This window comes from Chlorobium sp. N1, assembly GCF_004332115.1.
Taxonomy (GTDB): domain Bacteria; phylum Bacteroidota; class Chlorobiia; order Chlorobiales; family Chlorobiaceae; genus Chlorobium.
In genome coordinates, this window is the sequence record NZ_SJPA01000001.1 from 375,194 (window position 1) to 399,257 (window position 24,064).

The window sequence follows — 24,064 nt, forward strand, 5'->3', positions numbered from 1 at the left end:
TCGTGTAGTAATGGCAAAGCCCGTCACGTGACGGGCTTCATGGGTTATGTCCTGAAATCCCGCCCTATCAGCAGGCGGCCCTGACGATGGCCGCGAAGTCGTCGGCCTTGAGCGCGGCCCCGCCGATAAGCCCGCCGTCGATGTCCGGCATGGAGAACAGCTCCGCAGCGTTGGAGGGCTTCACGCTGCCGCCGTACTGGATGCGAATCGCTTCTGCTGCGTCCGCTCCGTAAAGCTCAGCCACCTTCCGGCGGATGATTGCGTGCACCTCCTGCGCCTGCTCCGAGCTGGCGGTCTTTCCGGTGCCGATGGCCCAGACGGGCTCATAGGCGATGACGATATCCGAGACGCCGGCGACATCCTTCAGCCCGCCCTTCACCTGGGAGGAGACCACGGCCTCGAACGATCCGGCCTCACGCTCCTCGAGGGTCTCACCGACGCAGAGGATGACCTTCATGCCCTTCTCGAGCACTTTTTTGATCCGGAGGTTGACCGTCTCGTCGGTCTCGCCGAAATACTGGCGGCGCTCGGAGTGGCCAAGGATGACGTAGCCGCATCCGACGGCCTGGAGCATCGGGGCGGACACCTCTCCGGTGTAGGCGCCATCGTCCTCGTAGTGGCAGTTCTGGGCGGCAAGTGCGACTGCACTGCCTTCAAGTACGTGCCGGACGGTATCGAGCGCAAGGAAGGTCGGAGCAAGACCCACCTCGCAGGCGGAGCAGGAGGTGCCGAGCGCAGCAAGGACGCCCGAAGCGAGCTCCCTCGACTCTGCGACCGTCTTGTTCATCTTCCAGTTGCCTACAACAATTTTTCTGCGCATGAGGGTGTATGGTTAATACTCGGTTTTGATATCTGAATAAATCTTCTCGATCTCGGTGATGCTGAAGCGGTGGCGGCCCGAACGGGCGTCCTTCAGTTCGACCTCCGAGGCTCCGACAGCGGTAAGGGTGCCGTGCCAGACACGGGCTTCACGGGTGACGAGGTTGACTTCGCGGTTCAGGAGTTCCCGGTTGTTGGCAATCCTGTCGGGACGGTAGATGATTTGACGCTTGCCCATGTGAGAGATGGTTGAAGTGATTGGTGCAGTTAACGAAAATCTGCGGCGAATTCCTACTGCCGTTCTGTTACAAATTGCAGGAAAGCGCCTACTTCACGAAAATCTTCAGGATCTCATAGTGCAGCTCGCCCTTCGGCACCGTGATGGTGACCTTGTCACCCACCGCTTTGCCGATGAGCGCGCGACCCACCGGAGAGCGGACGGAGATCTTGCCGAGATCGCTGTCGGCCTCTTCCGAGGAAACCAGCGTGTATCCGATCATCTCCTTGGGATCGTCGAGGTTGCGCAGCTCCACCGAGGTGAGGATATAGACCTTGTCGGTCTTGATCTGCTTCGGGTCGAGTATGGTGGCCGAGGCCAGCTTGGTTTCGAGTTCGGCGATGCGGGACTCGGTCTGTGACTGCTCCTCGCGCGCCGCGTCGTATTCGGCGTTCTCGCTCAGGTCCCCGTGGGAACGGGCCTCGGCGATCTTTTCAAGAACCTCTTTGCGGGTTTCCTGCACCAGAACCTGCAGTTCCTCTTTCAGCTTGTTGTATCCGTCTCTGGTCAGGTAGACTCTGTCGCTCATCTCTAGCGTATTTGTTGTTGGGAAACCACCCTTGGCCATGCCGTCGAGCATAAAAAACAAAAAAAAGTAAAGTCAGCTGCTCATGGGGCTGACTTTACTTATGGAAATGTACAACACCGAAGGGCTTAAGGCAAAAAAAACTTACAGGTTGAAAGCAAAATAAATCTTGTTGCCCTGGCGGCTGACGAGAAGGAAAAGCAGCTCGCCCTCCTTGACGTTTTTGACCGCCTCGCCGTATGCGGCATAGGACTCGACGTTTCTGCGGTTGACGGCCAGAATCACATCGCCCTTGCGCAGCCCGGCCCGGTAGGCGTTGGAGGAGGGCTCGACGGAGGTGATGACGACCTTGCCGGCATCAGGGCTCACGCCGAGTGCGCCCGCCTCGGCAGCAGTGAGCGGCGCGGCGCTGTAGCCGAGCGCGCGGTTCGCCTCGCCGGCCGATGAAGCTGCCGTGGCCTCCGCAGCGGGCTGTTCGGCGAGCCTGACGCGGAGGGCACGCGTTGTACCCTCGCGCAGCAGGGTGATCTCCGCCTCCGTTCCGGGCGCCAGGCCGGCGATACGGTTGCGCAGCTCCACGCTGCTTTTGACCGGTGTTCCGTTGAAGCCGGTGATCACGTCCCCGGTGGCGACCCCCGCCTTCGCTGCGGGACTGAAGGCGACGACCGTGCCGACGAGGGCTCCTTCCGCCTTCGGGAGCCGCATTGCCCTGGCGAGGTTCTCGTCGACGTCCTGGATGCTGACGCCGAGATAACCCCTCGTCACCCGGCCCTTGGTGATGAGGGCGTCCATGACCTTGCGGGCCATGTTCGAGGGCACGGCGAATCCGATCCCCTCGAACCCGCCGGTGCGGCTGGCGATGGCGGTGTTGATGCCGACCAGCTCCCCGTTGATGTTGACGAGCGGGCCGCCGGAGTTGCCGGGGTTGATGGCCGCGTCGGTCTGGATGAAGTCCTCATAGTCGGCAAGGCCAACGTTGGCCCGACCCTTGGCGCTGACGATACCCTGGGTGACCGTGCGGGCAAGGTTCTCGCCGAGCGGGCTGCCGATGGCGATGACCCACTCCCCGACCCGCAGCCGGTCGCTGTCGCCGAGCGCGATGGGTTTGAGTCCCTTCGCCTCGACCTTGATGACGGCAAGGTCGGTCTTGGGATCCACGCCGATGACCTTGGCATCGAGCCGGCGGTTGTCGGAAGTGCGCACCGAAACCGTGTCGGCGCCGTCGATGACGTGGTTGTTGGTGAGGATGTAGCCGTCATCGGTCACGATCACGCCAGAGCCGAGCCCGTGGAGGACCTGCTTGCCCCCCTCCTCGGGATCGAGGCGGGGAAAGCTGAAGAGGTCGTCGAACTGATGGCCGAAAAAGTCGAAGGGCGAGCGGAGGCGCCGGCTGACGGTCTTTTCGGTATAGACCGTCACGACCGAAGGGGTGGCCGATTCGGCAATCTGCACGAAGGCCTCGTTGAAGCTCCTGAGCGACTGGACGGGATAGTCCTCTATGGTGTTTTTGGCCTCGGCGTAATGGGGTTTTCCCGAAAGTAAGAGGCCGCCGTCCCTGCCGGAACCGAATCCCGAGAAGCTGAATTCGAGGTTGCTGAAGACCAGGGCGCCGATGGCGATTCCTGCCAGAAGAAGCAGGAGAGGGTTCATGGTTTTACGATTCCTGTTCATCATGGGTGCTGTCTATGGTTATGGATACGGTACTTCGCGTCTTTACATGGGTGAGGCGAGACGCTCGACGGCGGTCAGGCCCGCCTTCATCTTGTTCATGGTTTCCTGGTACTCCGACTCCGGCACCGAGTCTGCGACGATGCCGCCCGCCGCCTGGAAATAGATGGTGCCGTCATGGACCACCATGGTGCGGATGGCGATGGCGGTGGTGAGGTTCCCCTTGAAGTCGAGATACCCCACGGCCCCGCCGTAGAGGCCGCGCTTCTCTTTTTCGAGCTCGTAGATGATCTCCATCGCCCGGACCTTGGGGGCACCGGTCAGCGTGCCGGCGGGGAAGCAGGACCAGAAGGCGTCCATGGTCCCGAGCTCGTCCTGCAGCTCCCCGCGCACGTTGCTGACGATATGCATGACGTGGGAGTACTTCTCGATGATCATCCGCTCGTTGGTATCGACGGTGCCGATCTTGGCGATGCGGCCGATGTCGTTGCGGCTGAGGTCGATCAGCATCAGGTGCTCGGCGCACTCCTTCTCGTCGGAGAGGAGCTCCTCGGCGATGCGACGGTCCTCCTCGAAGGTGGCGCCGCGGTGGCGGGTGCCGGCGATCGGGCGGGTGTCGACGATCCGGCGTCCCTCTGCGTCGCGTTCGACCTTCACGAGCAGTTCGGGAGAGGAGCCGACGATCTGGAAACCGTCGAGTTCGAAGTAGTAGAGGTAGGGCGAGGGGTTGACGGTGCGCAGCATCCGGTAGACGTCGAAGGGGCGCGTGTTGAGGGGGCGTCGCAGCCGCTGGGAGACCTGCACCTGGAAGATGTCGCCCGCCATGATGTGCTCCTTGGCCACGGCGACCTTCTGCAGGTAGTCCGCCTTCTCGGTGTTCGAGACGACCTGCTCGGGCTTCTCCGGCCTGAAGGCGATCTCGTCGCGCTCGAGCGGGCGGAAAATGCGCTCCGCGATACCCTCGATCTTCCGCTCCGCCGCCTGGCGGTCCGATTCGTCGAGGTGGTTGGAAACCAGAAAGAGCCGGCGCATGATGTTGTCGAAGACGACGAGCGTGTCGCAGAAGAGCAGGCAGACGTCCGGCATACCGGCCGGATCGGGCTCTGCGGCCTTCGGGATGCGTTCGACGAGGTGCATCGAATCGTACCCGAAATAGCCGAACACGCCGGAGGTGATCATCTGCGCCGAACCGTTCTTCCTGCCGGGGATGCTCTCGGTATCGAATGCCGCGAGGCACCGGTCGATCATTTCGCGCAGGCCGGAAGCCGAAGCGGCCACCCCCTCAAGGGCGCCGAAACGCGGATCCAGGACCTCCACGCCGCACTCCCCGTCCACGGTACCGGTGAGAACCGCGACAGGATCGAGCGCGATGTAGGAGAAACGCGCCAGGCGCTCTTCACCCTCGACCGACTCGAGCAGGCAGGTGTTCGGGCCCTGGAGCTTCAGGTAGACAGAAACCGGTGTTTCGGTGTCGGCGTGGATTTCGCGGACCAGCGGCTTGAGAAGAAAGGGGGCTCGGGTATCTGGCATAAATCGAAGCGTACTGGAAGGACCGGTATTCCGGCCCGATTATGAAAATTTTCGTATCATTGCAATCAAAAGAACGACTGCCGGCACCATCCCGGAACATCACCGGAGTCAAGCAGGAAACACATGGCCTCCCGCCCTCCCAACAGCAGCGCGCTCGGAAACTGGCTCAAAGCGCTCGCCCTCTCGCCGGGGGTGCTCTTCAGCGCAGCATACCTCACACTCCACCTTGCAGCAGCCCTCTACCTGAACACGGCCTTCAGGGCGGAGGTTGCCCGGGCGATCGAGCAGGAGACGAACCTGCAGTTCCATGCCGGCCTCCTCAGTGCGGGGCCCTCGCTCGAAAGCGTCACGCTGCGCAACGTCGAGCTCCGCTCCATACACCTTGGCCCCGGGGAACCGGTGCGCACCCTCAAAACGATCACGCTGCCGCTCGGGGATCGCGGCCGGAGACTCTTCAGCAGAAGGACGGCCGAGGCCCTGGAGCGCTCGGTCTGCAACGGCATCATCAACGCCTGCCGGCCGCCCCGCGCTCCGCAAGACCCGGATCAGTGAACCAGGAGGCCCGAGCGCTGCCAGCGGATCGAGCCGAGCTTGTCCAGCGGGTCGGCAAAAAGCGAAAGATCGGGGTTCCACGACCAGTAGACGAGCAGCGCGCGACCGAGCAGGTCCTTCGAGGGGACGAACCCCCAGAACCGGCTGTCGAGGCTGTTGTCGCGGTTGTCGCCCATGGCGAAATAGTAGTCGTCGCCGACCGTGTATGAGGTGGCCGGCACGCCGTCCACGAACACCTCGCCGGCGCGCATCTCAAGCCTGTGGCCCTCGTCGGCGATCAGCCAGGCGTACATCGGAAGCGTCGATTCGTCGAGCCGCAGGACGTCGCCCTTGTGGGGAATGCGGATCGGGCCGTAATTGTCCTTGTTGAAGCCCGAGAACTTCGGAAAGATCATCGGATCCGTCTCTCCCGCCGGCATCCGGCGGCCGATGAACTGCCCGTGGGGCGGCAGCGGCTCCTCGGTACCGTTGACGAAGAGGCGGCGGTTCCTGATTTCGAGCGTGTCGCCGCTTGTCGCCACGCACCGCTTGATGTAGTTGAGCGAACGGTCGTGGGGATAGCGGAAGACGAAGATGTCTCCACGCGAGACCTTCTCGACCGCAGGCAGGCTCAGATCCGTGAACGGGACCTTTGCGCCGTAGACGAACTTGTTGACGAAAATGAAGTCGCCGGCCATGAGCGTCTTCTCCATGGAGCCGGTGGGGATACGGTAGGACTCGACGACGAACACCCTCAAAAGCGAGGCCAGTATCGCCGCGATGATGAGGGCTTCGAACCACTCCCTCGAGTGCTTTTTCCTCTGGCCGTCAGTTGCTGTAGTCAAATGAATTCCGGGGTTAGGGTTACTGATGCTTCACGGCATCGGTACGCACACGTTCTTTGACGCCGTTTTTCCGCCATCCCTGCGCAGCCTCCGCCATGTTCATCGCCGGGAGCCTATTCGTCGATATTGAGGATGGCCAGAAACGCCTCCTGGGGAACCTCGACGCGGCCGACCTGCTTCATGCGCTTCTTGCCCTCCTTCTGCTTTTCGAGGAGCTTGCGCTTGCGGCTGATGTCGCCGCCGTAGCACTTGGCCAGCACGTTCTTGCGCATGGCCGAAATGGTCTCGCGCGAGATGATCCGGCTGCCGATGGCCGCCTGGATGGCGACTTCGTACATCTGCTTCGGAATGATGCCCTTGAGCTTGCCGCAGAGCTTGCGGCCCCACTCGTAGGACTTCGAGCGGTGCACGATGATGGAGAGCGCGTCGACCGGCTCGGCATTGAGCAGGACGTCGAGCTTCACCAGATCGGACTCGCGGTAGCCGATGTACTCATAATCCATCGAGGCATAGCCTTTCGAGATCGACTTCAGCCGGTCGTGGAAATCGAAGACGATCTCGGCGAGCGGGAACTCGAAGTGCATGTTCACCCGCTGGGTGTCCAGGTAGTCGGTGTTCTTGTACTCTCCGCGGCGCTCCATACCGAGCTTCATGATGTTGCCGATGTAGTCGGAGAGCGTGATGATCTGCATGCTGACATAGGGCTCCTCGACGTGCGTGATGCGCGCCGTCTCGGGCATCTTCGAGGGGTTGTCCACAACAACGGTCTCGCCGTTGGTCATGAGCACGCGGTACTCAACGTTCGGCACCGTCGTGATGATGTTGACGTTGTACTCCCGCTCGAGCCGCTCCTGGATGATCTCCATGTGAAGCAGGCCGAGGAAGCCGCAGCGGAATCCGAAGCCGAGCGCGGCGGAGGTCTCCGGGGTGTACACGAGCGAAGCGTCGTTGAGCGAGAGCTTCTCGAGCGACTCGCGCAGGTCCTCGAACTCGTCGGAGTTGATGGGATAGAGGCCGCTGAAAACCATGGGCTTCACGTCCTTGTAGCCCGAAAGCCGCTTTTCGGCAGGCGCTTCGGCGTTCGTGACGGTGTCGCCCACCTTTGCGTCCTTCACGTCCTTGATGGAACAGATCAGGTAGCCCACGTCGCCGGCCTCGAGCACATCCTTCGGCTGGCGCTTGAGAGCCATGGTGCCGATCTCGTCGGCAAGGAAGACCTTGTTGTTGGCGAAAAAGCGGACCCGGTCACCCTTCCTCAGCTTGCCGTCGACGATGCGGATATAGGCCACCGCACCGCGGTAGGCGTCGAAAACGGAGTCGAAGATGAGCGCACGGAGCGGCTGCTGGCGGTTATCGGCCGGGGCGGGAATGCGCTCGATAATGGACTCCATGAGCTCAGCGACGCCGAGGCCGGCCTTGGCCGACACCGGGAGGATCTCCTCTCGCCTGACGCCGATGAGGTCGATGATCTGCTGCGATACCCCCTCGACGTCCGAGGAGGGAAGGTCGATCTTGTTGATGACCGGAATGATCTCCAGGCCCGCCTCGATGGCAAGATAGAGGTTCGCGATGGTCTGCGCCTCGACGCCCTGGGTGGCGTCGACGACGAGCAGCGCCCCTTCGCAGGCCGCAAGGGAACGCGACACCTCGTAGCTGAAATCGACATGGCCCGGCGTGTCGATGAGGTTGAGCGTGTAGTCGAGTCCGTCGCCTGCCCGGTACTTCATCTGCACGGCATGGCTCTTGATGGTGATGCCGCGCTCGCGCTCGAGGTCCATGTCGTCGAGTACCTGCGCCGAATCCATCTGCGTGCGGTCGAGCGTATGGGTCATCTCGAGCAGGCGGTCGGCCAGGGTGGACTTGCCGTGGTCGATGTGGGCTATGATGCAGAAGTTCCTGATGCGGGTGACTTCCGGACTGGACGGGGCCATAGATAAAAAAGCGTTAGGTTCTCTAGTGGAAATGCACGGTGCAAAATATAGTCAAAATAACGGTGATTGCGTCATGGCTCCGGGCCTCAGACGAAGCGCATGGAGGAGAGTTCGGGGCGGAACCCCCGGATGAACTCCGAAGCCTGCATCGGACGCTTGCCCTCCTGCTGGAGCTCGAGCAGCTCGAGCCACCCCTCTGCGGCGCATGCATAGAGCCGATCGCCCTCGACCCGGAGGGTGCCGGGCTCGGAAACGGACGGGGCAAGATCTCCGGAGGGTGCCGAGCGGAAGATCTTCACGGTTTTGCCGTCGAGCGTGGTCCAGGCCGCCGGGCGCATGGCCAGGCCCCGGACGAAATCGTGCAGCCGGGCGGCGCTCCGCTGCCAGTCGATGCGGGTGTTCTCGCGCGTCAGCTTCGGCGCCTTCGAGACCTTCGACTCGTCCTGGACGGCAACCTCCGCGCGCCCTTCGGCGATGAGTCGGAGGGTGTCGACGACGGCTTCCGCGCCGATCAGGGAGAGACGCAGGGCCAGCTCGGTGGCATTCTCCATCGGACCGACCGGAGTGCTCCGCCTGAGGATGATGTTGCCGGTATCGACCCGGTCCTGGAGAAAGAAGGTGGTTACGCCGCTCTCGAGCTCCCCCTGGATGAGGGCGTGGTTGACCGGGGCGGCGCCGCGGTATGCCGGGAGCAGCGAGCCGTGGAGATTGAAGGCGCCGAACCGGGCTGCCTCGTAGACCGCCGGAGGAAGGATCCGGAAGGCCGCCACGACGATGACGTCCGGCTGCAGTTCACGGATCCGTCCGGCAAAAGCGGGGTCCTTCACGTCTTCGACCTCGAGCACCGGAAGGCCGAGCTCGAGCGCGGCCGTCTTCACGGGGGTCGGCTCCGCAGGGGCGTTCTTCCTGCGGCGCGGCCTGTCGGGACTGGTGACGACAGAGACGATCTCGAGGCCGCTGCCGGCAGCGGCAACGGCCCTGAGGGAGGGTACGGCGAACTCCGGCGTACCCATGAACACGATCCGCATGGCGAAGGGCTCCTTCAGTGGTTTTGGTTGCAAGGCATGGCGGAGGAGGAACGGCTCACATGCAGGCCGTTCCGTTCCCGGTGCGGGAGCACTCCCGGGCCAGGGGATAGTCTGTCGGGACCGCCCCCCGGGCGATGTCGTCGAGCTCGTTCTGGATCCTGCGGCGATCCCGTTTCTCCATGCGGTCGACGAAAAGGGTGCCGTTGAGATGATCGATCTCGTGCTGCAGCACGCGGGCCAGCATGCCGGAGAACTCTTCGGTATGCTCCAGGAAGTTCCGGTCGCGGTACTTGAGGGTGATTTCGGCGGGACGGGAGACGTCCCCCTGGACGCCGGGCACGCTGAGACAGCCCTCCTCCATGAGGTTCTTTCCGCGCACGGAGAGGATGTTGGGATTGATGACCACCATCGGCGGCACGTCCTCGTAGGACTTCATGCAGGAGAGGTCGAGCACGAGCAGGCGGATGGAACGGCCGATCTGGGGAGCGGCCAGGCCGATGCCCGAAGCGTTCTCCATCGACTCGAACATGGATTCTATGAGGGACTCGGTTTCGGCGTCCACACCCTTCAGCGGCTTGGCCTTCTGGTGGAGTACGTCGTCGGAATAGGTGTTGATCGGAAGAATCATGGGAGCGGCATTGAATATCTTTTCTCGAAACGTCTGAACGGCCGCCGGGGCGGCCTTTCCGTCCTCTGCACACCAACGCCGGCAGGGCGCGCAAAGTTGCCCCGGAAGCGGTTGGCGCAAGAGGATGAGGGAAAATAACAATATCCGGCAATTTTCCCCGACACCCCGCAAGGGGCCTCTGGGGAGGCGCGTGCGGGCACTTCTTGTTTTTAGTTTGTATATTTAAGCATGAAACAGGAAAACAGCGACAGCGGCCGGAAGCCGAAATCGGCGACCCGCCAGGCGGAAAAGCTCTTCCGCTCGTACATGAAGGCGGAGGGAATGCGCTGCACGACGGAGCGCATCGCGGTGCTGCGCGAAGTGTACGACTCCGGTACGCACCTCGACGCCGACGAGATCTACCGGCGCCTGAAGGAGCAGGGCACCGGCATATCGCGAGCCACCGTCTACCATACGCTCGACCTGCTCTTCCGCTTCCATCTCGTGACAAAGATCGACCTCGGCCACAAGCACACCCACTACGAACGTTCACACGGCGTGGCCAACCACCTCCACGTGGTCTGCGAACAGTGCGGAGCCGTCGTCGAAATCACCAGCGACGAACTCGGCGGGCTGCTCGAGCGGCTCTGCCGAGAGCAGGGGTTCCAGCTCGGCAGTTTCAGCCTCCAGGTGTTCGGCCGATGCATGGACGAAGCCGCCGGCGGGACCTGCCGGCGCCGCAGGAAAACCGAAGGGTGAGACGCAGAGCCCGCCCGGCATCCCTCACTTCTTTTTCTTCGCGATAGCCCCCGGAAAATGGATGCGGCGGTAGGCGCCGCCGAAAAGGCGCCCGAAGCGCTCGAGGGTGTCGAGCCCCTTGCGGAAGGCGTTTTCCGGCACTGCGTCCTCTTCGCTCGGCGTCTGGACAGGCCAGAGCAGGATGAAGCTGTTCTTCTGGAAATACTTGCCGAGATGCGCGGCGATCCGCTCCATCCCCTCCTGGTAGGAGCGGCAGTGGCGGCGGCTCATGACGATGACGAGGCTGTCGTCCGGCTTCACCTCCCCCGAGAGCGCGAGGAAGTCGCTCCAGTCCCGGAAGTGCCGGTACTCCGCCTGCTGCACCGCCGAGCCCCAGCCCTCCTTCAGGGCGGAAATGGTCTCTCGGGTCGAATAGACCACCAGGGGAACCCCCGTGTTTTTGACGATGCTTGAAATCCTGCCGATCCAGAGCCTGAATCCGGCCTCGTATTCGGCCTCGGGAGGGACGATGAGGATGGTGCGCCTGACGGTGTCGAGCGGCTGCACCGGACGGTAGATGTATGTGGTGACGTTGCCGCGACGCAGGAGGGTTTCGGAGGCCTCGCCGAGGAAGCTGTCGCTGAGCCCGCTGCGCTTCTGGTGCAGGCCGAGGATGAGATCGGTGATCTTGTGCTCGCGGATGACGCCGGAGATGCCGTTGGTGACATCGCTGTCGAAACGCAGCAAGGGGATCAGGGCGTTGTCGGTCGAGCTTGCGGCGACCTCGGCCTTCTCCAGGATCTTCCGCCCGCTCTTTTCACCAGCCTCGTCGCTGACGCCCTCATCGGCGACATGGACGGCGTAGAGGCCTCCCGGGATTCTGGGCGACTTCAGGGTAACGCTGAGGTTGATGAGCTCGTCGACCTGGTCCGGACGCCGCAGAGGGATGAGGAAGCGCTCCTCGGGCGCCGGGCCCGGGGATGCAGAGGGTTTCTTCTCCTCCTCCTCGGCATCGGCCGCTTCGGCGACCTTCACGGCGGCCTTCTCGCCGACGATCGAAGCGATGGTGCAGCTGACCAGGATGAAGACGATGGTGCCGTCGAGGATGCGCTCGTCGAGCAGGCGCACCGGAGCCCCGTCGACAGTGTAGCCGGTAACGATGCCGTAACCGATGAGGACCGTGGCGAGGGCGACGGCGGCGTGGGCGCCGATGAGGCCGTAGACGAGGTTGCGCTGGTCGGCGCTCAGGCGGAAGAACTTCTGGGTAAGCCGTGCCGAAAGGGATTTGGCGGCGACGGCCGAGGCGATGAGCACGAGAGCGACCCAGATGCTGCGGAAGTCGCTGAAGAAGCTGCGGACGTTGATGAGCATGCCGACCCCGATGAGGAAGAACGGAATGAAGATCGCATTGCCGACGAAACGGATGCGGTTCATGAGCGGCGAGGTGTGGGGAATCAGGCGGTTGAGGGCCAGGCCTGCGAAGAAAGCGCCGATGATGGGCTCGACGCCGGCCGCCTGGGCGAGGAACCCCGCCATGAAGACGAGAGACAGGACGAAGAGATACTGCAGGACGCTGTCGTCGAAGCGCTTGAAGAACCAGCGGGTGATGGCGGGGAACGCCAGGAGCACGACAAGGGCGAAAAGGATGAGCGAAACGACCAGCCGGATCCAGAATGCGCTCGTGAGCGATCCGGACGACATGCCGGTCACGACGGCAAGCAGGAGGAGGGCGAAGGTGTCGGTGATGATGGTGCCGCCGACGGCGATGTTGACCGCACGGTCCTTGGCGATGCCGAGGCGGCTGACCGTCGGATAGAGGATGAGGGTGTGGGAAGCCAGGATGCTGCCGATGAGGGTGGCCGAGAGCACCGGCAGGCCGAGCAGGAACACCCCCGCGAAGAGGCCGAAACCGAGGGCGATGAAAAAGGTGTAGAGGCCGAAGATGCTGCTGTTGCGGGTGTTCTTGCGGAAGTCGACGACGTCGATCTCGAGTCCGGCCATGAACATGATGTAGAGCAGGCCGACCGTACCGAAAAGCACGATGCTGCTGTCGCGGAGCATGAGGTTCAGGCCGTGGGGACCGACGGCGGCGCCGGCGATGATGAGGCTGATGAGGCTCGGGATCTTCAGCCGGGCCATGAGCAGCGGAGCGAAAAGGATGATGAGCAGGATCAGCGAATACTGCAGCACCGGGTTGCTGAGGGGAAGCGAGATGTCGACTGGACCCGTCAGGAGCATGTGGAATTCGTCATGAGTGTTCCCCCGCTCTGGAGGGTGGCTGATGCTACAGCTCAAATATGCACATCTTTTCAGCAGACGCCAAGCCGCCGACGACTGAAGAGAGAGTTCGTATATTGCACCCGGAAACCGGAAAAGACCCCTGAACGACACACCGCGAAGAGTATGCACTGGATAGCACTATTCATGGCCATCGCCACCGAAGTGGCCGGCACCACCTGCCTCAAGCTCTCGGAGGGGTTCACAAGACCCCTTCCGTCGCTTTTTGTCTTTATTTTTTACGTCCTCAGCTTTACCTTGCTCTCACAGGCGCTGAAGATCCTGCCCATCGGGATGACCTATGCCATCTGGGCCGGGCTCGGAACTGCGGCGGTCTCGCTCATCGGGGTCGTATGGTTCGCCGAAGCCCTCACCCCCATGAAACTCGTATTCCTTTCGCTCATCATCATCGGCGTCGCAGGTCTGCAGCTCTCACAGCAACACGGCGTGTAACAACTGACATGAAACAGGCACCCCCCATCTACCGCAAAATCGTCGTCAAGGTCGGCACGAACGTCATCACCGCCAAAGACGGCAGGCTCGACCCGGCGATCATCGCCGAGCTGACCCGTGGCATCGCCGAACTTGCAGGTGAGGGCGTGCGGGTGATCCTCGTCTCCTCGGGCGCCGTCGGAGCCGGCCGCAGCATCGTCAGGCCATCGGCCGCCATGACGACGGTCGAAGCCCGCCAGGTGCTTGCCGCGACCGGCCAGATCCGGCTCGTCAACGCCTACGCCGACCGCTTCGAGGAACACGGCATGCTGGCCGCGCAGATCCTCGTCACCCGCGAGGACTTCCGCGACCGGCAGCACTACCTCAACATGCGCACCTGCCTCACGGCGCTGCTCCAGCAGAAGATCGTCCCCATCGTCAACGAGAACGACGCGGTCGCCGTGACCGAACTCATGTTCACCGACAACGACGAGCTCTCCGGCCTCATCGCCTCGATGATGCAGGTCGACGCCCACATCATCCTCTCCAACGTGGACGGGCTCTACGACCTCTCGGGAGAGGAGAAGAAGCTCATCGCGGAGGTCGACCCCTCATCGAAAGACTTCAGCCGGTTCATCCGGCCGACCAAATCGGAGTTCGGCCGCGGCGGCATGCTCACCAAGTGCAACATCGCCCACAAACTCTCCCGTCTCGGCATCACCGTCCACATCGCCAACGGCACCACTCCCGGCGTCCTGCAGTCGATCGTCCGCGGCGAAGCCGCCGGAACACGCTTCCGGGCCCGGAAGCCGGAGCACGGCCGCAAGCAGTGGATCGCCCACAGCGAGGGGCTCGAGAAAGGCGCCGTCGTCGTCAACGAGGGGGCACTGGCCGCACTCACCTCGGGCGAGCGCGCAAACAGCCTCCTGCCGGTCGGCGTCACCGCGGTGGAGGGCTCGTTCTCGAAAGGCGACGTGATCCGCATCTGCACGGAGGACGGAAGGACCGTCGGCTACGGCATGGCCGGCTGCGGCGACGAGAAGGCCCGCGCCGCAATGGGAAAGAAGGGCGAGAAACCCGTGGTCCACTACGATTACCTCTACATCAAGCCCGAGTAAGCGGGAGCGAAGACAACTGTATCGAAAATAGTTTGGTTTACACTATGGAGTGGCTTAAATTACAGCCAATGACTCTCTGGAGTCAGATGGGCAACGCCCCGGGGTTTGCGCATAGCTGGCAAGCCGACATGTATTTCAAAAGGCCTGAGGAGACTCGGGCCTTTGTTTTTTCACCCCATTTCCATCGAAACAGCTATACTTGATGCCGAGAATAGGCCGCTCACTCCGACTCACATGACAATCAATGAGCTTGCCATGAGCAATCAGATCACAGTATGGCGGATACGTCATCTGGAATCCCCCCTTTGCCATCGGATAGAGCAGAAGATCTGCCACTTGGGCAAGCGGATTCGCCTTTTTTACCCGCTTGGCATCTCCGGAAATAATCCTGCAATAATCTGTGGCAGCCAATGGCTGGCATCCATTTGAAGTGGCAGCATTGAACGGGTTCCCATTCCTTTTCAGATCGCGCAAATACGAAGCGATATCCCGATCCTCGCGCTTACCCGATTCCTCAAAATGAATCTCCAGGCGCCGGCCATTCATTCCCGAGAACTTGGCCGCCCGTTCCGTCAAAATACAGAATGCCGTCCTGCACATTTGCAAGATCCTATCATCATATCGCTGTTTGTACCGTTCAACATAACCGGATCTGTGGACGACACAAGCAATACCGATAACAGGCAGGCACATAAGGTGCTGATTGAGCTCGGAAAAAAAGACATCCCTATCCGGAGAATCCTTCAGCCAACCGAATTTTCCATAGCCACCTCGAATTTTCGTTGAATGAAGCGGATAGTCAATCCCCCATTTATCCAGAAAAGCATTGTGAGTGTTATTGAGGGCACGGACATCCTCCCCCTTCACGAGAACCCCTCCCAGAGCAAACCAATCCATGGAATCGCGGCGAATGTTGCCCCGTGTGTGGTCAGGATTCCTACTCCCGCTGTCATCGAAGCAGAGAATATATTTTCCGCTCGATCCTGAATCCATTTACATATAACGCTTGCGTCACAGGAAGTACAAATAAACCACTTAACAAAACACACAAAAATCAGCCACAGGAAAGCGAAAAGATTCGTAAAAGAACGCTTCACGAATAGCAATCAATAGGAACCGGACCCACGAGGGTGTAGCAAAAGGCCGAAATGAAATGTAACTTGGGGTTTTTTACGGGCCCGTCTCCAGCCGGGCATGCCAACCATGCCGACCGGGCCTCATGAAACCCACAAGAAGAGATCGATATGAGCACCCTCCCCAACTGCCCCAAATGCAACTCCGAATACACCTATGAGAACGGCGCCCTCCTCGTCTGTCCCGAATGCGGCCACGAGTGGACGCCGGGCGAAGCCGCCCCGGAAGAGGGCACGAGGGTGTGGAAAGACGCCAACGGCAACGTCCTGCAGGACGGAGACACCGTCACCGTCATCAAGGACCTGAAGGTCAAGGGCGCCTCTTCGCCGATCAAGGGCGGCACGAAGGTGAAAAACATCCGCCTCGTCGAGGGCGACCACGACATCGACTGCCGGATCGAAGGGTTCGGGGCGATGCAGCTGAAATCGGAATTCGTCCGGAAAGCCTGAACGCCGAAGGCCAGGACATCGTTACCTGTACTTCACCGCTTCGTTACCACCTGAACCCCCGCAAGGAAACAGACAAGATGACCCTGCACGACACCATCATGGAACGGCTCGATGCCGTCCGGGAAGCGAGCCGCCGGCTCGTCACCCTCAGCGACAGCGAAATCAACGAGATCCTCCTCGACCTTGCCGGACGCATTCCGGAGCACGCACCGGCAATCCTCGAAGCCAACAAAATGGACCTCGGGAGAATGGAGCGCACAAACCCGATGTACGACCGGCTGCTCCTCGACGAAAAGCGCCTCGAGGGAATTGCCGCCGACATGCGAAGCGTCGCCTCGCTCCCCTCTCCCCTCGACATCACGCTCGAGGAACGCACGCTCGAAAGCGGACTCGGACTCCGCAAGGCCTCCGCGCCGATCGGCGTCATCGGCATCATCTACGAAGCGCGCCCCAACGTCACCTTCGACGTCTTCGCGCTCTGCCTGAAATCCGGCAACGCCACGGTGCTCAAGGGCGGCAGCGACGCCGATGCCTCGAACCGCGCGATTGCCGAACTCATCCACAGCGTGCTCCGGGACCACGGCCAGAGCACCGACACCCTCTACCTGCTGCCGTCCGAACGCGAAGCGGCGACCATCATGATGGGAGCGGTCGGCATGATCGACATGATCATCCCCCGGGGCAGCCAGAAGCTGATCGAGCACGTGCGCAATACCGCAAAGGTCCCCGTCATCGAAACCGGTGCCGGCATCGTCCACACGTACGTCGACCGTGCCGCCGACCTCGAAATGGCGAAGGCCGTCGTGGAGAACGCCAAGACACGGCGTCCGAGCGTCTGCAACGCCCTCGACACCCTCATCGTCCACAACTCGCGCCTCCCGGATCTCGGCGAGCTCTGCCGGCCGCTCGCAGAGCACCAGGTCATCATCCATGCCGACGAGCCCTCCTACCTCCAGCTGCTTTCCTCCTACCCAGAAGAGCTCCTCAAGCGTGCCACACAGGAACATTTCGGCACGGAGTTCCTCTCGCTGCAGATGTCGGTGAAAACCGTCGACAGCCTCGACGGGGCACTCGAGCATATCGCACGCTACAGCTCCCGGCACAGCGAGGCCGTCATCACCGAGGACCAGTCGGTGAAAACGGAGTTCTTCCGGCGGGTCGATGCGGCGGTGCTCTACCACAACGCCTCGACGGCCTTCACCGACGGGGCGCAGTTCGGACTCGGCGCCGAGATCGGCATCAGCACCCAGAAACTCCACGCCAGGGGCCCCATGGGACTCCGCGAGCTCACCACCTACAAGTGGCTGATCGAGGGCCAGGGACAGACCAGGCCCCTATGAGCACGCTCTTCGAAGCCAGGGGCATCACGAAATCCTACGCCCTTCCGGGCCGGGAACCGCTTCATATTCTCCGCGAAACCGACATCGAAGCCCGGGAGGGCGAGATGATCACCATCATCGGGGCCTCCGGCAGCGGCAAGACGACGCTGCTCAACATGCTCGGCACGCTCGATTCGCCCGACGGCGGCACCATCCGCTTCGAGGGAGAGGAGATTTTCGGCGGCGGGCGGTACCACATGACAAAAAAAGAGCTCGCGCGCTTCCGCAACCGCCGGATCGGGTTCGTCTTCCAGTTCCACCACCTCCTCTCCGATTTCACCGCGCTCGAGAACGTCGCCATGGCGGAGTTCATCGCCACGAACCGGCTGCAGCCTGCAAAGGAACGCGCCGGGGAACTGCTCGAGGGACTCGGCCTTTCAGAGCGGCTCAACCATCTCCCCTCGGAGCTTTCGGGAGGCGAACAGCAGCGGGTGGCCATCGCCCGCGCGCTCATGAACCGGCCGAAACTGGTGCTCGCCGACGAGCCGAGCGGCAACCTCGACAGCGAAAACAGCCTGCGCCTCTACGAGCTGATGGCCGGACTCTCGAAAGAGCACCGGACCTCCTTCATCATTGTCACCCACAACGAAACTTACGCCGGCATGTCCGACCGCTGCCTCAGGATGCAGGGCGGCCGGCTCAACCCCTGCCTCCTGCAGGACTGACCCCATAGACCGCATGCAAACCGCCAACCCGCACCGCCTCGGGCCGATCACGCTCGCCGACGGAGTCCTGCCGAAAAACGCCTGGACCTTCCTTTACGCCGCATTCGTCTCTATCGGCCTCGTCACCTTCATCTCCATCGGCCAGGCCTACATCCTCAACGAGCACCTCCATATCCCGATCGAAGAGCAGGGCACCATCAGCGGCAACCTGGTCTTCTGGACCGAGGTCGTCGCCCTGCTCTTCTTCGTGCCGGCCGGGGTCGTGATGGACCGCATCGGCCGCAAACCGGTCTACATCGCCGGCATGCTGCTGCTCGCCCTGGCCTACAGCATCTACCCCTACGCCCAAAGCGTCGCGGCCCTCACCCTCGGCCGCATCGTCTACGCCCTCGGCATCGTCGCCGTCACGGCAGGCCTTGCGACCGTCATGGTCGACTATCCGGCCGAACGCTCGAGAGGCAAGCTCATCGCCGTGACCGGCTTCCTCAACGGGCTGGGCATCGTGACCCTCAACCAGTTCTTCGGTTCCATGCCCGAAAAGCTCATCGCCCGCGGCATGACCGGCATCGAAGCCGGCACCGTGGCCCACCTCGGCATCGCCGCCCTCGCTCTCGTGACGGCGCTCATCCTCTCCTTCGGGCTGAAGGGGGGAACGCCGGTGCAAAGAGAGGAGCGCCCTGCGCTCGGCACCCTCATGAAAAGCGGCATCGCCTACGCCCGCAACCCCCGCATCATGCTCTCCTACGGCGCGGCCTTCGTCGCCCGCGGCGACCAGTCGATCATCGGCACATTCCTGCCGCTCTGGGGAACGACGGCCGGCATCGCCATGGGGATGGAACCGGCGGAAGCGGTGAAGAAAGGCACCCTCATCTTCATCATCTCGCAGGCGGCCGCGCTGCTCTGGGCGCCCATCATCGGCCCGCTCATCGACCGCTGGAACCGGGTGACGGCGCTTACGGTATGCATGGGGCTGGCCACCCTCGGCTACCTCTCGCTCATCCTCATCGAAAACCCGCACGAAGGGTACTCGACGATCTTCTTCGTCCTGCTCGGCATCGGACAGATCAGCTCCTTCCTCGGGGCGCAGTCGCTCATCGGCCAGGAGGCGCCGAAAGCGGAGCGGGGATCGGTAATCGGGATGTTCAACATCAGCGGGGCGGTGGGCATCCTCATCATCACCACCCTCGGCGGCAGGATGTTCGACCTGTTCAGCCCGAAGGCCCCGTTCCTCGTGGTCGGGGCCATCAACATGCTGGTGATGCTCGCAGGAATCTACGTAAGAATGAAAGCCCCCGGAACGGGGGCCCACACGGAAGATGAGGCGGTTGCCGGCTGAGCCTCAGGCGAGGATGACGGAAGCGACCCGCTCGATCTCCTCCTCCTTGAGGTAGGGGTGCATCGGCAGGGAGAAGACCCGCGAGGCCATGTCCTCCGTGACGGGGAAGTCGCCGGTCCTGTAGCCGAGGCCCGCATACGCCTCCTGCAGGTGCAGGGGGATCTTGTAGTAGATGACCGAGGGGATGCCCTCCTTCTGGAGCGCGCCCATCAGCTGCTCGCGATCTTTTCCGTCGCGTGCAAGCACCGAGTACTGCGCCCATGCCGAGCGGCTCCCTTCGGGAACCGACGGCACCCTAACCCGCCCTTCGAGGCGGCTCGAGTAGGCTGCGGCCACCCGGTCGCGCATCTCAAGCTCTTCGGGGAAGATCTCGAGTTTTTCGAGCAGGACGGCCGCCTGCATGGAATCGAGCCGTCCGTTCACGCCGATGCGCACGTTGCTGTACTTGTCGGCGCCTCCTCCGTGCACGCGAACCGACACCATCAGTTCGGCAAGCTCGTCGTCGTCGGTGAAGATCGCCCCTCCGTCACCCCAGCAGCCAAGAGGCTTGGCCGGGAAGAAGGAGGTGGCGCCGACCTGGCCGAACGCGCCGGCCATCCGGCCATCCTGCGAACCGCCGAAACCCTGGCAGGCGTCCTCGAGGATCCAGAGCCCGAGACGGCGGGCCTCCGGCTCGAGGCGGCGGTAGTCGGCCGGGAGGCCGAAGAGGTCGACGGGAATCAGGGCTTTGGGTTCAAGGCCTTTCCTCCGGGCCTCCTCCACGCCTTTCTCAAGCAGCGAAGGATCGATGTTGAAGCTCTCCGGCTCGATGTCGACGAAAACCGGCGTGGCGCCGGTGAGGCTCACCACCTCGGCCGTGGCCACGAAGGTGAAGGGGGTGGTCAGGACCGCGTCTCCGGGGCCGATCCCTTTCGCCATGAGAGCGATGAGCAGCGCGTCGGTGCCCGAAGAGCAGGAGAGGCAGTGCTTCGTGCCCGCATAGGCCGCCAGCTTCGACTCGAGCTCGGCCACTTCGGGGCCCATGATGAACTGCACGCGGTCCACGATGGACTCGAGACGGGCCATGACGGCGCCGCGGATCCGGTCTTTCTGGGTTGCAAGGTCGATGAATTGCATGGCGGTACGGGGTTGAACGGTTGAAGGCAGATCAAAAAAACTGTTTTTCAAAGTACGGATTCCGCGCATTCTTCACCACCCCAAAATACGCCCATCCCTGAACCCTCACTCGATCTCGATGCCGTATCCATCCAGCAGCGAAACCACCTCCGGAACGCTGAAGCGGGCGCCGCGGATCCGGTTGGATTCGGGGCTGAAGGCGTAGCCGCGGGAGGTGCGGAAATCGGCACGTTCGAGGTTGGTATGCATGAAGGTCGCCCGGCTGAGGTCGCAGTCGTCGAAACAGGCGCCCCGGAGGTCCGCCTCGCTGAAATCGGCCTCCTCGAGCAGGGATCGCACGAAACGGGTGGCGCGGATCTTCAGGCCGGCAAAGGAGGCGAGGCGCAGCATGCACTCCTCGAACGAGAACGAGAGCATCACCCTGCGGCAGCGGGCGAACTGCACGCCCTGCAGCCTGCAGCCGATGAACGACGTCTCCTGGAAGCTCGCCCCGTCAACCACCGCGAGGCTGCAGTCGCAGCCACGGAAGGTGCACTCCCTGAAGGTACGCAACGAAAGGTCTGTGCCGCCGAAAAGACAGCGCACGAACGAGCAGCCGTCGTAGACGCCCGGCTCCAGGGGGGAGTGGCGGAAATCCACGCCCTCGAACACCCGGTCCTCAATGACACCATCCATCATGCCAGGAAAAAAACGTTGCGGAAAAACGCTGAAACGGCAGGCGCCGCTCCCCCATCATACAAACGGCCCGGCAATGAAACAAGCCACGGCGGAGGAGAGCGGAGGAAACGGCTGAAACCGGAGCCTCTTTTCCCTCGAGGGGCATCTTCCGTTTTTTCGTATATATCACCAACGAACCAGAGACCGGCGGCACGAAGGGGTGCCGCCGGGACTCGCCCACACAGCACCGTCACCTTATGAGCTCCATCTACTTCATCGGCATCGGCGGCACGGCAATGGCCTCGGTCGCCGTCGCCCTCTCCCACCTCGGCCACGCCGTCACCGGCTCCGACACGGGTCTCTACCCGCCCATGAGCACCTACCTCGATGAACACAACATCCGCTACTTCCAGGGCTTCAGGAAGGAGAACCTCGAAAGCGTCCGCCCCGACCTGGTGGTGGTGGGCAATGCGGTGAGCCGCGGCAACGAAGAGCTCGAGTACGCACTCGACGAACAAATGGAGCTGGTCTCGATGCCCGATCTCGTGCGCCGGGAACTGATAGGAAAAAACACCTCGATCGTCGTCTCGGGCACCCACGGCAAGACCACGACGACCTCCATCGTCGCCTGGCTGCTCGAATACGGCGGGCTCCGGCCCGGCTTCCTCATCGGAGGCATTCCGGAAAACTTCGGGATCGGGTGCCGCCCTTCCGGGCGCAGCGAGAACGGGTTTTTCGTCAGCGAGGGCGACGAATACGACACGGCATTCTTCGACAAGCGCAGCAAGTTCCTGCTCTACCGGCCCGACATCGCCCTCATCAACAACATCGAATTCGACCACGCCGACATCTTCAGCTCGCTCGAGGAGATCAAGCGCAGCTTCCGCCTGCTCGTCAACCTCATCCCCTCGAAGGGGGCCCTCATCGTCAACGGGGACGATCCCGTGGCGATGGAGGTGGCCGGAGGAGCCCGCTGCAGGGTCGAGACCTTCGGACTCGGCGAAGGCTGCGACTGGAACGCGCGCGGCGTCACGGTGGAAGAGGAAGGCTCATCGTTCGACCTCTACTACAAGGGGAGCTTCGAACGGCGCTTCCGGGCACCGCTCTTCGGCAACCACAACGTTACGAACACCGTTGCCTCGATCGCCATAGCGACCCTGGCCGGCATGACGCTCGAGCAGGCGGCCGAGGGGCTCGAAGGGTTCCTGCGGCCGAAACGCCGCATGGAGACCGTCGGCACCTACCCGGGCAACATCACCCTCGTCGAGGATTTCGCCCACCACCCCACCGCCATCCGCGTCACGCTCGAGGCGGTGAAGGAGCGTTGGCCGAAGCGGCGCATCCTCACCTGCTTCGAGCCGCGCTCGAACACCACGACCCGCAGCATCTTCCAGCGCGAGCTCGGGGAATGCTTCGGACCGGCCGACGTGGTGGTGATGGGCAGGGTACACCGGCCCGAACGCTACGGACCGGGCGGCGCCCTCGACACCGGAAAAATCAAAGCGGCGCTCGAGGCGGAGGGAAAGAGGGTGTTCCTCGCCGGATCGGACCCCGACGACTACCCCGGCGACATCGTGCGTTTCCTCCAGGGCGAGCTCAGGGAAAACGACGTGGTGCTCATGCTGACGAACGGAAGTTTCGCGGGGCTGAAGGAGGCCTTAACGGAAAGTTTTCAAAAAAAATGAACGTCGACTCCATATTTCAACAATGAAAGTATATCTTCATTCATGTTTTTGCATTGAAATACCAAGCCATCCGCTTCAACGCATCAGACATTCATATCACACGCTCAACTAACCCATCACCCCATAGGACGCACATCATGACAAAAGTGAAAGTCGGCATCAACGGATTCGGACGCATCGGCCGTCTCGTCTTCCGCCAGGCCATGGACAATCCGAAATTCGAGATCGTAGCCATCAACGACCTCTGCGACGTCAAGACCCTCGCACACCTCCTCAAATACGACTCGACCCACAAGAAATTCCAGGGCGAAGTCTCGGTCGACGGAAACAACCTCGTCGTCAACGGAAGGACCATCACCATCACCGCAGAGCGCGATCCCGCCAACCTTCCATGGAAGGCCCTCGGCTGCGAGCTCGTCGTCGAGTCCACCGGCATCTTCACCTCGCGCGAAGCCGCATCGAAGCACCTGGCCGCAGGCGCCAAGAAAGTCATCATCTCCGCTCCCGCAAAGGACAAGATCGATGCGACCATCGTGCTCGGCGTCAACGGCGGGCTGATCACCGGCAGCGAAGAGATCGTCTCGAACGCCAGCTGCACCACCAACTGCCTCGCCCCAATGGTCAAGGTGCTCGAGGACAGCTTCGGCATCGAGAAAGGGTTCATGACCACGATCCACGCCTACACCAACGACCAGAACATCCTCGACCTTCCGCACAAGGACCTGCGCCGCGCCCGCGCCGCAGCGGCCTCGATCATCCCGACCAGCACCGGTGCGGCCAAGGCCATCGGTGAGGTGATCCCCGAACTTGCCGGCAAGCTCGACGGATTCGCAGTCAGGGTTCCCGTGGCAGACGGCTCCATGACCGACCTGACCGCCATCCTCAAGAAGCCCGCCACGAAAGAGGAGATCAACGCCGCAATGAAAGCCGCCGCGGAAGGCCCGATGAAGGGCTACCTCGAGTACTGCACCGACCCGATCGTCTCGCAGGACATCGTCGGCAACCCGCACTCGAGCATCTTCGACTCGCTGCTCACCATGAGCGCAGGCACGATGGTCAAGGTGGTCTCCTGGTACGACAACGAGCTCGGCTACTCGACGAGGGTCGTCGACCTGCTCGAAATCTACTCGCGCTTCGTCTGATCCCGGACAGCAGTCCACATACCAAAAAGAGGCGCCTCCCCCATGGCGCCTCTTTTTTTTCACCCCTCGAATTGAGAGCCGCAGCCTGAGAGGAATTGCAAGCTGAAAGGCCGGCCCTCCCCCCCCCTATCTCACCCTCAGCCGACAGGGCCTGCCGCAGGCGCCCCCCCGAAA

The 24,064-nt window shown here is 62.3% G+C and carries 23 protein-coding genes; 10 read left to right on the top strand and 13 right to left on the bottom strand.

Going from position 1 to position 24,064, the window contains the following annotated elements; genetic code table 11:
* Positions 1–67: 67 nt before the first annotated feature.
* The 5 genes from tpiA to trpE form a co-directional block, all read right to left on the bottom strand.
* Entirely contained in the window at positions 68–820 is a 753-nt protein-coding gene (gene tpiA, locus E0L29_RS01695; protein WP_131353884.1) for a triose-phosphate isomerase, read from the bottom strand.
* Between the two features lie 12 nt (positions 821–832).
* Entirely contained in the window at positions 833–1,057 is a 225-nt protein-coding gene (locus E0L29_RS01700) for a hypothetical protein (RefSeq protein WP_131353886.1), read from the bottom strand.
* Positions 1,058–1,145: 88 nt separating this feature from the next.
* Complete coding sequence (gene greA, locus E0L29_RS01705; protein WP_131353888.1) at positions 1,146–1,625, bottom strand: transcription elongation factor GreA; 480 nt, start codon at positions 1,623–1,625, stop codon at positions 1,146–1,148.
* 141 nt (positions 1,626–1,766) lie between these two features.
* Positions 1,767–3,293, bottom strand: a complete 1,527-nt coding sequence (locus E0L29_RS01710) for a DegQ family serine endoprotease (protein WP_242664260.1) — start codon at positions 3,291–3,293, stop codon at positions 1,767–1,769.
* Between the two features lie 42 nt (positions 3,294–3,335).
* Positions 3,336–4,820 carry an anthranilate synthase component I gene (gene trpE, locus E0L29_RS01715; RefSeq protein ID WP_131353890.1) on the bottom strand — a complete coding sequence of 495 codons (1,485 nt, stop codon included), beginning with the start codon at positions 4,818–4,820 and terminating at the stop codon, positions 3,336–3,338.
* 123 nt (positions 4,821–4,943) lie between these two features.
* Between trpE and E0L29_RS01720 the strand changes: the two genes are divergently transcribed.
* The gene (locus tag E0L29_RS01720; RefSeq protein WP_131353892.1) at positions 4,944–5,372 is read left to right on the top strand and encodes a hypothetical protein; all 429 of its coding nucleotides are present in this window, start codon (positions 4,944–4,946) and stop codon (positions 5,370–5,372) included.
* Here E0L29_RS01720 and lepB read toward each other — a convergent pair.
* The 4 genes from lepB to def all read right to left on the bottom strand — a co-directional run bounded on the left by lepB (position 5,366) and on the right by def (position 9,783).
* On the bottom strand, positions 5,366–6,196 hold the full coding sequence (lepB, locus tag E0L29_RS01725) for a signal peptidase I (RefSeq protein ID WP_131353894.1): 831 nt from the start codon (positions 6,194–6,196) through the stop codon (positions 5,366–5,368). The two genes, E0L29_RS01720 and lepB, sit on opposite strands and share 7 nt — an antisense overlap.
* Positions 6,197–6,309: 113 nt before the next feature.
* Entirely contained in the window at positions 6,310–8,127 is a 1,818-nt protein-coding gene (lepA, locus tag E0L29_RS01730; protein WP_131353896.1) for a translation elongation factor 4, read from the bottom strand.
* Between the two features lie 86 nt (positions 8,128–8,213).
* Entirely contained in the window at positions 8,214–9,155 is a 942-nt protein-coding gene (fmt, locus tag E0L29_RS01735; protein ID WP_131353898.1) for a methionyl-tRNA formyltransferase, read from the bottom strand.
* Between the two features lie 55 nt (positions 9,156–9,210).
* Positions 9,211–9,783, bottom strand: coding sequence for a peptide deformylase (gene def / locus E0L29_RS01740; protein ID WP_131353900.1), 573 nt, complete (start codon positions 9,781–9,783; stop codon positions 9,211–9,213).
* Between the two features lie 228 nt (positions 9,784–10,011).
* On the opposite strand from def, the gene E0L29_RS01745 reads away from it, so the two are divergent.
* Positions 10,012–10,521: a transcriptional repressor gene (locus E0L29_RS01745; protein ID WP_131353902.1), complete on the top strand. Its 510-nt coding sequence runs from the start codon at positions 10,012–10,014 to the stop codon at positions 10,519–10,521.
* A gap of 24 nt (positions 10,522–10,545) precedes the next feature.
* Here E0L29_RS01745 and E0L29_RS01750 read toward each other — a convergent pair whose 3' ends face one another.
* On the bottom strand, positions 10,546–12,738 hold the full coding sequence (locus tag E0L29_RS01750) for a cation:proton antiporter (protein ID WP_131353904.1): 2,193 nt from the start codon (positions 12,736–12,738) through the stop codon (positions 10,546–10,548).
* Positions 12,739–12,903: 165 nt separating this feature from the next.
* On the opposite strand from E0L29_RS01750, the gene E0L29_RS01755 reads away from it, so the two are divergent.
* Positions 12,904–13,230 carry a multidrug efflux SMR transporter gene (locus E0L29_RS01755; protein WP_131353906.1) on the top strand — a complete coding sequence of 109 codons (327 nt, stop codon included), beginning with the start codon at positions 12,904–12,906 and terminating at the stop codon, positions 13,228–13,230.
* Between the two features lie 8 nt (positions 13,231–13,238).
* Complete coding sequence (gene proB / locus E0L29_RS01760; RefSeq protein WP_131353908.1) at positions 13,239–14,327, top strand: glutamate 5-kinase; 1,089 nt, start codon at positions 13,239–13,241, stop codon at positions 14,325–14,327.
* 135 nt (positions 14,328–14,462) lie between these two features.
* On the opposite strand, the gene E0L29_RS01765 is transcribed toward proB, so the two are convergent.
* A complete protein-coding gene (locus E0L29_RS01765; protein WP_131353910.1) occupies positions 14,463–15,320 on the bottom strand; it encodes a DUF3800 domain-containing protein in 858 nt (285 codons plus the stop codon).
* Positions 15,321–15,571: 251 nt separating this feature from the next.
* Between E0L29_RS01765 and E0L29_RS01770 the strand changes: the two genes are divergently transcribed.
* From E0L29_RS01770 to E0L29_RS01785, 4 genes are all read left to right on the top strand, one after another.
* Positions 15,572–15,910, top strand: coding sequence for a zinc ribbon domain-containing protein YjdM (locus E0L29_RS01770; protein ID WP_131353912.1), 339 nt, complete (start codon positions 15,572–15,574; stop codon positions 15,908–15,910).
* Between the two features lie 77 nt (positions 15,911–15,987).
* On the top strand, positions 15,988–17,250 hold the full coding sequence (locus tag E0L29_RS01775; protein WP_131353914.1) for a glutamate-5-semialdehyde dehydrogenase: 1,263 nt from the start codon (positions 15,988–15,990) through the stop codon (positions 17,248–17,250).
* Positions 17,247–17,954, top strand: a complete 708-nt coding sequence (locus tag E0L29_RS01780) for an ABC transporter ATP-binding protein (protein ID WP_131353916.1) — start codon at positions 17,247–17,249, stop codon at positions 17,952–17,954. The genes E0L29_RS01775 and E0L29_RS01780 overlap by 4 nt, the downstream gene beginning before the upstream one ends.
* Before the next feature lie 13 nt (positions 17,955–17,967).
* On the top strand, positions 17,968–19,290 hold the full coding sequence (locus tag E0L29_RS01785) for an MFS transporter (protein WP_131353918.1): 1,323 nt from the start codon (positions 17,968–17,970) through the stop codon (positions 19,288–19,290).
* A gap of 3 nt (positions 19,291–19,293) precedes the next feature.
* Here E0L29_RS01785 and E0L29_RS01790 read toward each other — a convergent pair whose 3' ends face one another.
* On the bottom strand, positions 19,294–20,406 hold the full coding sequence (locus tag E0L29_RS01790) for a DegT/DnrJ/EryC1/StrS family aminotransferase (RefSeq protein WP_131353920.1): 1,113 nt from the start codon (positions 20,404–20,406) through the stop codon (positions 19,294–19,296).
* Positions 20,407–20,511: 105 nt separating this feature from the next.
* A complete protein-coding gene (locus E0L29_RS01795) occupies positions 20,512–21,084 on the bottom strand; it encodes a pentapeptide repeat-containing protein (protein ID WP_131353921.1) in 573 nt (190 codons plus the stop codon).
* Positions 21,085–21,320: 236 nt separating this feature from the next.
* On the opposite strand from E0L29_RS01795, the gene murC reads away from it, so the two are divergent.
* Both murC and gap read left to right on the top strand, forming a co-directional pair.
* Positions 21,321–22,748, top strand: a complete 1,428-nt coding sequence (murC, locus tag E0L29_RS01800) for a UDP-N-acetylmuramate--L-alanine ligase (protein WP_131353923.1) — start codon at positions 21,321–21,323, stop codon at positions 22,746–22,748.
* A gap of 137 nt (positions 22,749–22,885) precedes the next feature.
* Entirely contained in the window at positions 22,886–23,890 is a 1,005-nt protein-coding gene (gene gap / locus E0L29_RS01805; RefSeq protein WP_131353925.1) for a type I glyceraldehyde-3-phosphate dehydrogenase, read from the top strand.
* Positions 23,891–24,064: the final 174 nt, after the last annotated feature.

What these genes read in the sequence shown, in the direction of transcription:
- tpiA (WP_131353884.1), bottom strand. Translation starts at nt 820, where the DNA reads ATGCGCAGAAAAATTGTTGTAGGCAACTGGAAGATGAACAAGACGGTC.
- E0L29_RS01700 (WP_131353886.1), bottom strand. Translation starts at nt 1,057, where the DNA reads ATGGGCAAGCGTCAAATCATCTACCGTCCCGACAGGATTGCCAACAAC.
- greA (WP_131353888.1), bottom strand. Translation starts at nt 1,625, where the DNA reads ATGAGCGACAGAGTCTACCTGACCAGAGACGGATACAACAAGCTGAAA.
- E0L29_RS01710 (WP_242664260.1), bottom strand. Translation starts at nt 3,293, where the DNA reads ATGAACAGGAATCGTAAAACCATGAACCCTCTCCTGCTTCTTCTGGCA.
- trpE (WP_131353890.1), bottom strand. Translation starts at nt 4,820, where the DNA reads ATGCCAGATACCCGAGCCCCCTTTCTTCTCAAGCCGCTGGTCCGCGAA.
- E0L29_RS01720 (WP_131353892.1), top strand. Translation starts at nt 4,944, where the DNA reads ATGGCCTCCCGCCCTCCCAACAGCAGCGCGCTCGGAAACTGGCTCAAA.
- lepA (WP_131353896.1), bottom strand. Translation starts at nt 8,127, where the DNA reads ATGGCCCCGTCCAGTCCGGAAGTCACCCGCATCAGGAACTTCTGCATC.
- fmt (WP_131353898.1), bottom strand. Translation starts at nt 9,155, where the DNA reads ATGCGGATCGTGTTCATGGGTACGCCGGAGTTCGCCGTACCCTCCCTC.
- def (WP_131353900.1), bottom strand. Translation starts at nt 9,783, where the DNA reads ATGATTCTTCCGATCAACACCTATTCCGACGACGTACTCCACCAGAAG.
- E0L29_RS01745 (WP_131353902.1), top strand. Translation starts at nt 10,012, where the DNA reads ATGAAACAGGAAAACAGCGACAGCGGCCGGAAGCCGAAATCGGCGACC.
- E0L29_RS01750 (WP_131353904.1), bottom strand. Translation starts at nt 12,738, where the DNA reads ATGCTCCTGACGGGTCCAGTCGACATCTCGCTTCCCCTCAGCAACCCG.
- E0L29_RS01755 (WP_131353906.1), top strand. Translation starts at nt 12,904, where the DNA reads ATGCACTGGATAGCACTATTCATGGCCATCGCCACCGAAGTGGCCGGC.
- proB (WP_131353908.1), top strand. Translation starts at nt 13,239, where the DNA reads ATGAAACAGGCACCCCCCATCTACCGCAAAATCGTCGTCAAGGTCGGC.
- E0L29_RS01765 (WP_131353910.1), bottom strand. Translation starts at nt 15,320, where the DNA reads ATGGATTCAGGATCGAGCGGAAAATATATTCTCTGCTTCGATGACAGC.
- E0L29_RS01770 (WP_131353912.1), top strand. Translation starts at nt 15,572, where the DNA reads ATGAGCACCCTCCCCAACTGCCCCAAATGCAACTCCGAATACACCTAT.
- E0L29_RS01775 (WP_131353914.1), top strand. Translation starts at nt 15,988, where the DNA reads ATGACCCTGCACGACACCATCATGGAACGGCTCGATGCCGTCCGGGAA.
- E0L29_RS01780 (WP_131353916.1), top strand. Translation starts at nt 17,247, where the DNA reads ATGAGCACGCTCTTCGAAGCCAGGGGCATCACGAAATCCTACGCCCTT.
- E0L29_RS01785 (WP_131353918.1), top strand. Translation starts at nt 17,968, where the DNA reads ATGCAAACCGCCAACCCGCACCGCCTCGGGCCGATCACGCTCGCCGAC.
- E0L29_RS01790 (WP_131353920.1), bottom strand. Translation starts at nt 20,406, where the DNA reads ATGCAATTCATCGACCTTGCAACCCAGAAAGACCGGATCCGCGGCGCC.
- E0L29_RS01795 (WP_131353921.1), bottom strand. Translation starts at nt 21,084, where the DNA reads ATGATGGATGGTGTCATTGAGGACCGGGTGTTCGAGGGCGTGGATTTC.
- murC (WP_131353923.1), top strand. Translation starts at nt 21,321, where the DNA reads ATGAGCTCCATCTACTTCATCGGCATCGGCGGCACGGCAATGGCCTCG.
- gap (WP_131353925.1), top strand. Translation starts at nt 22,886, where the DNA reads ATGACAAAAGTGAAAGTCGGCATCAACGGATTCGGACGCATCGGCCGT.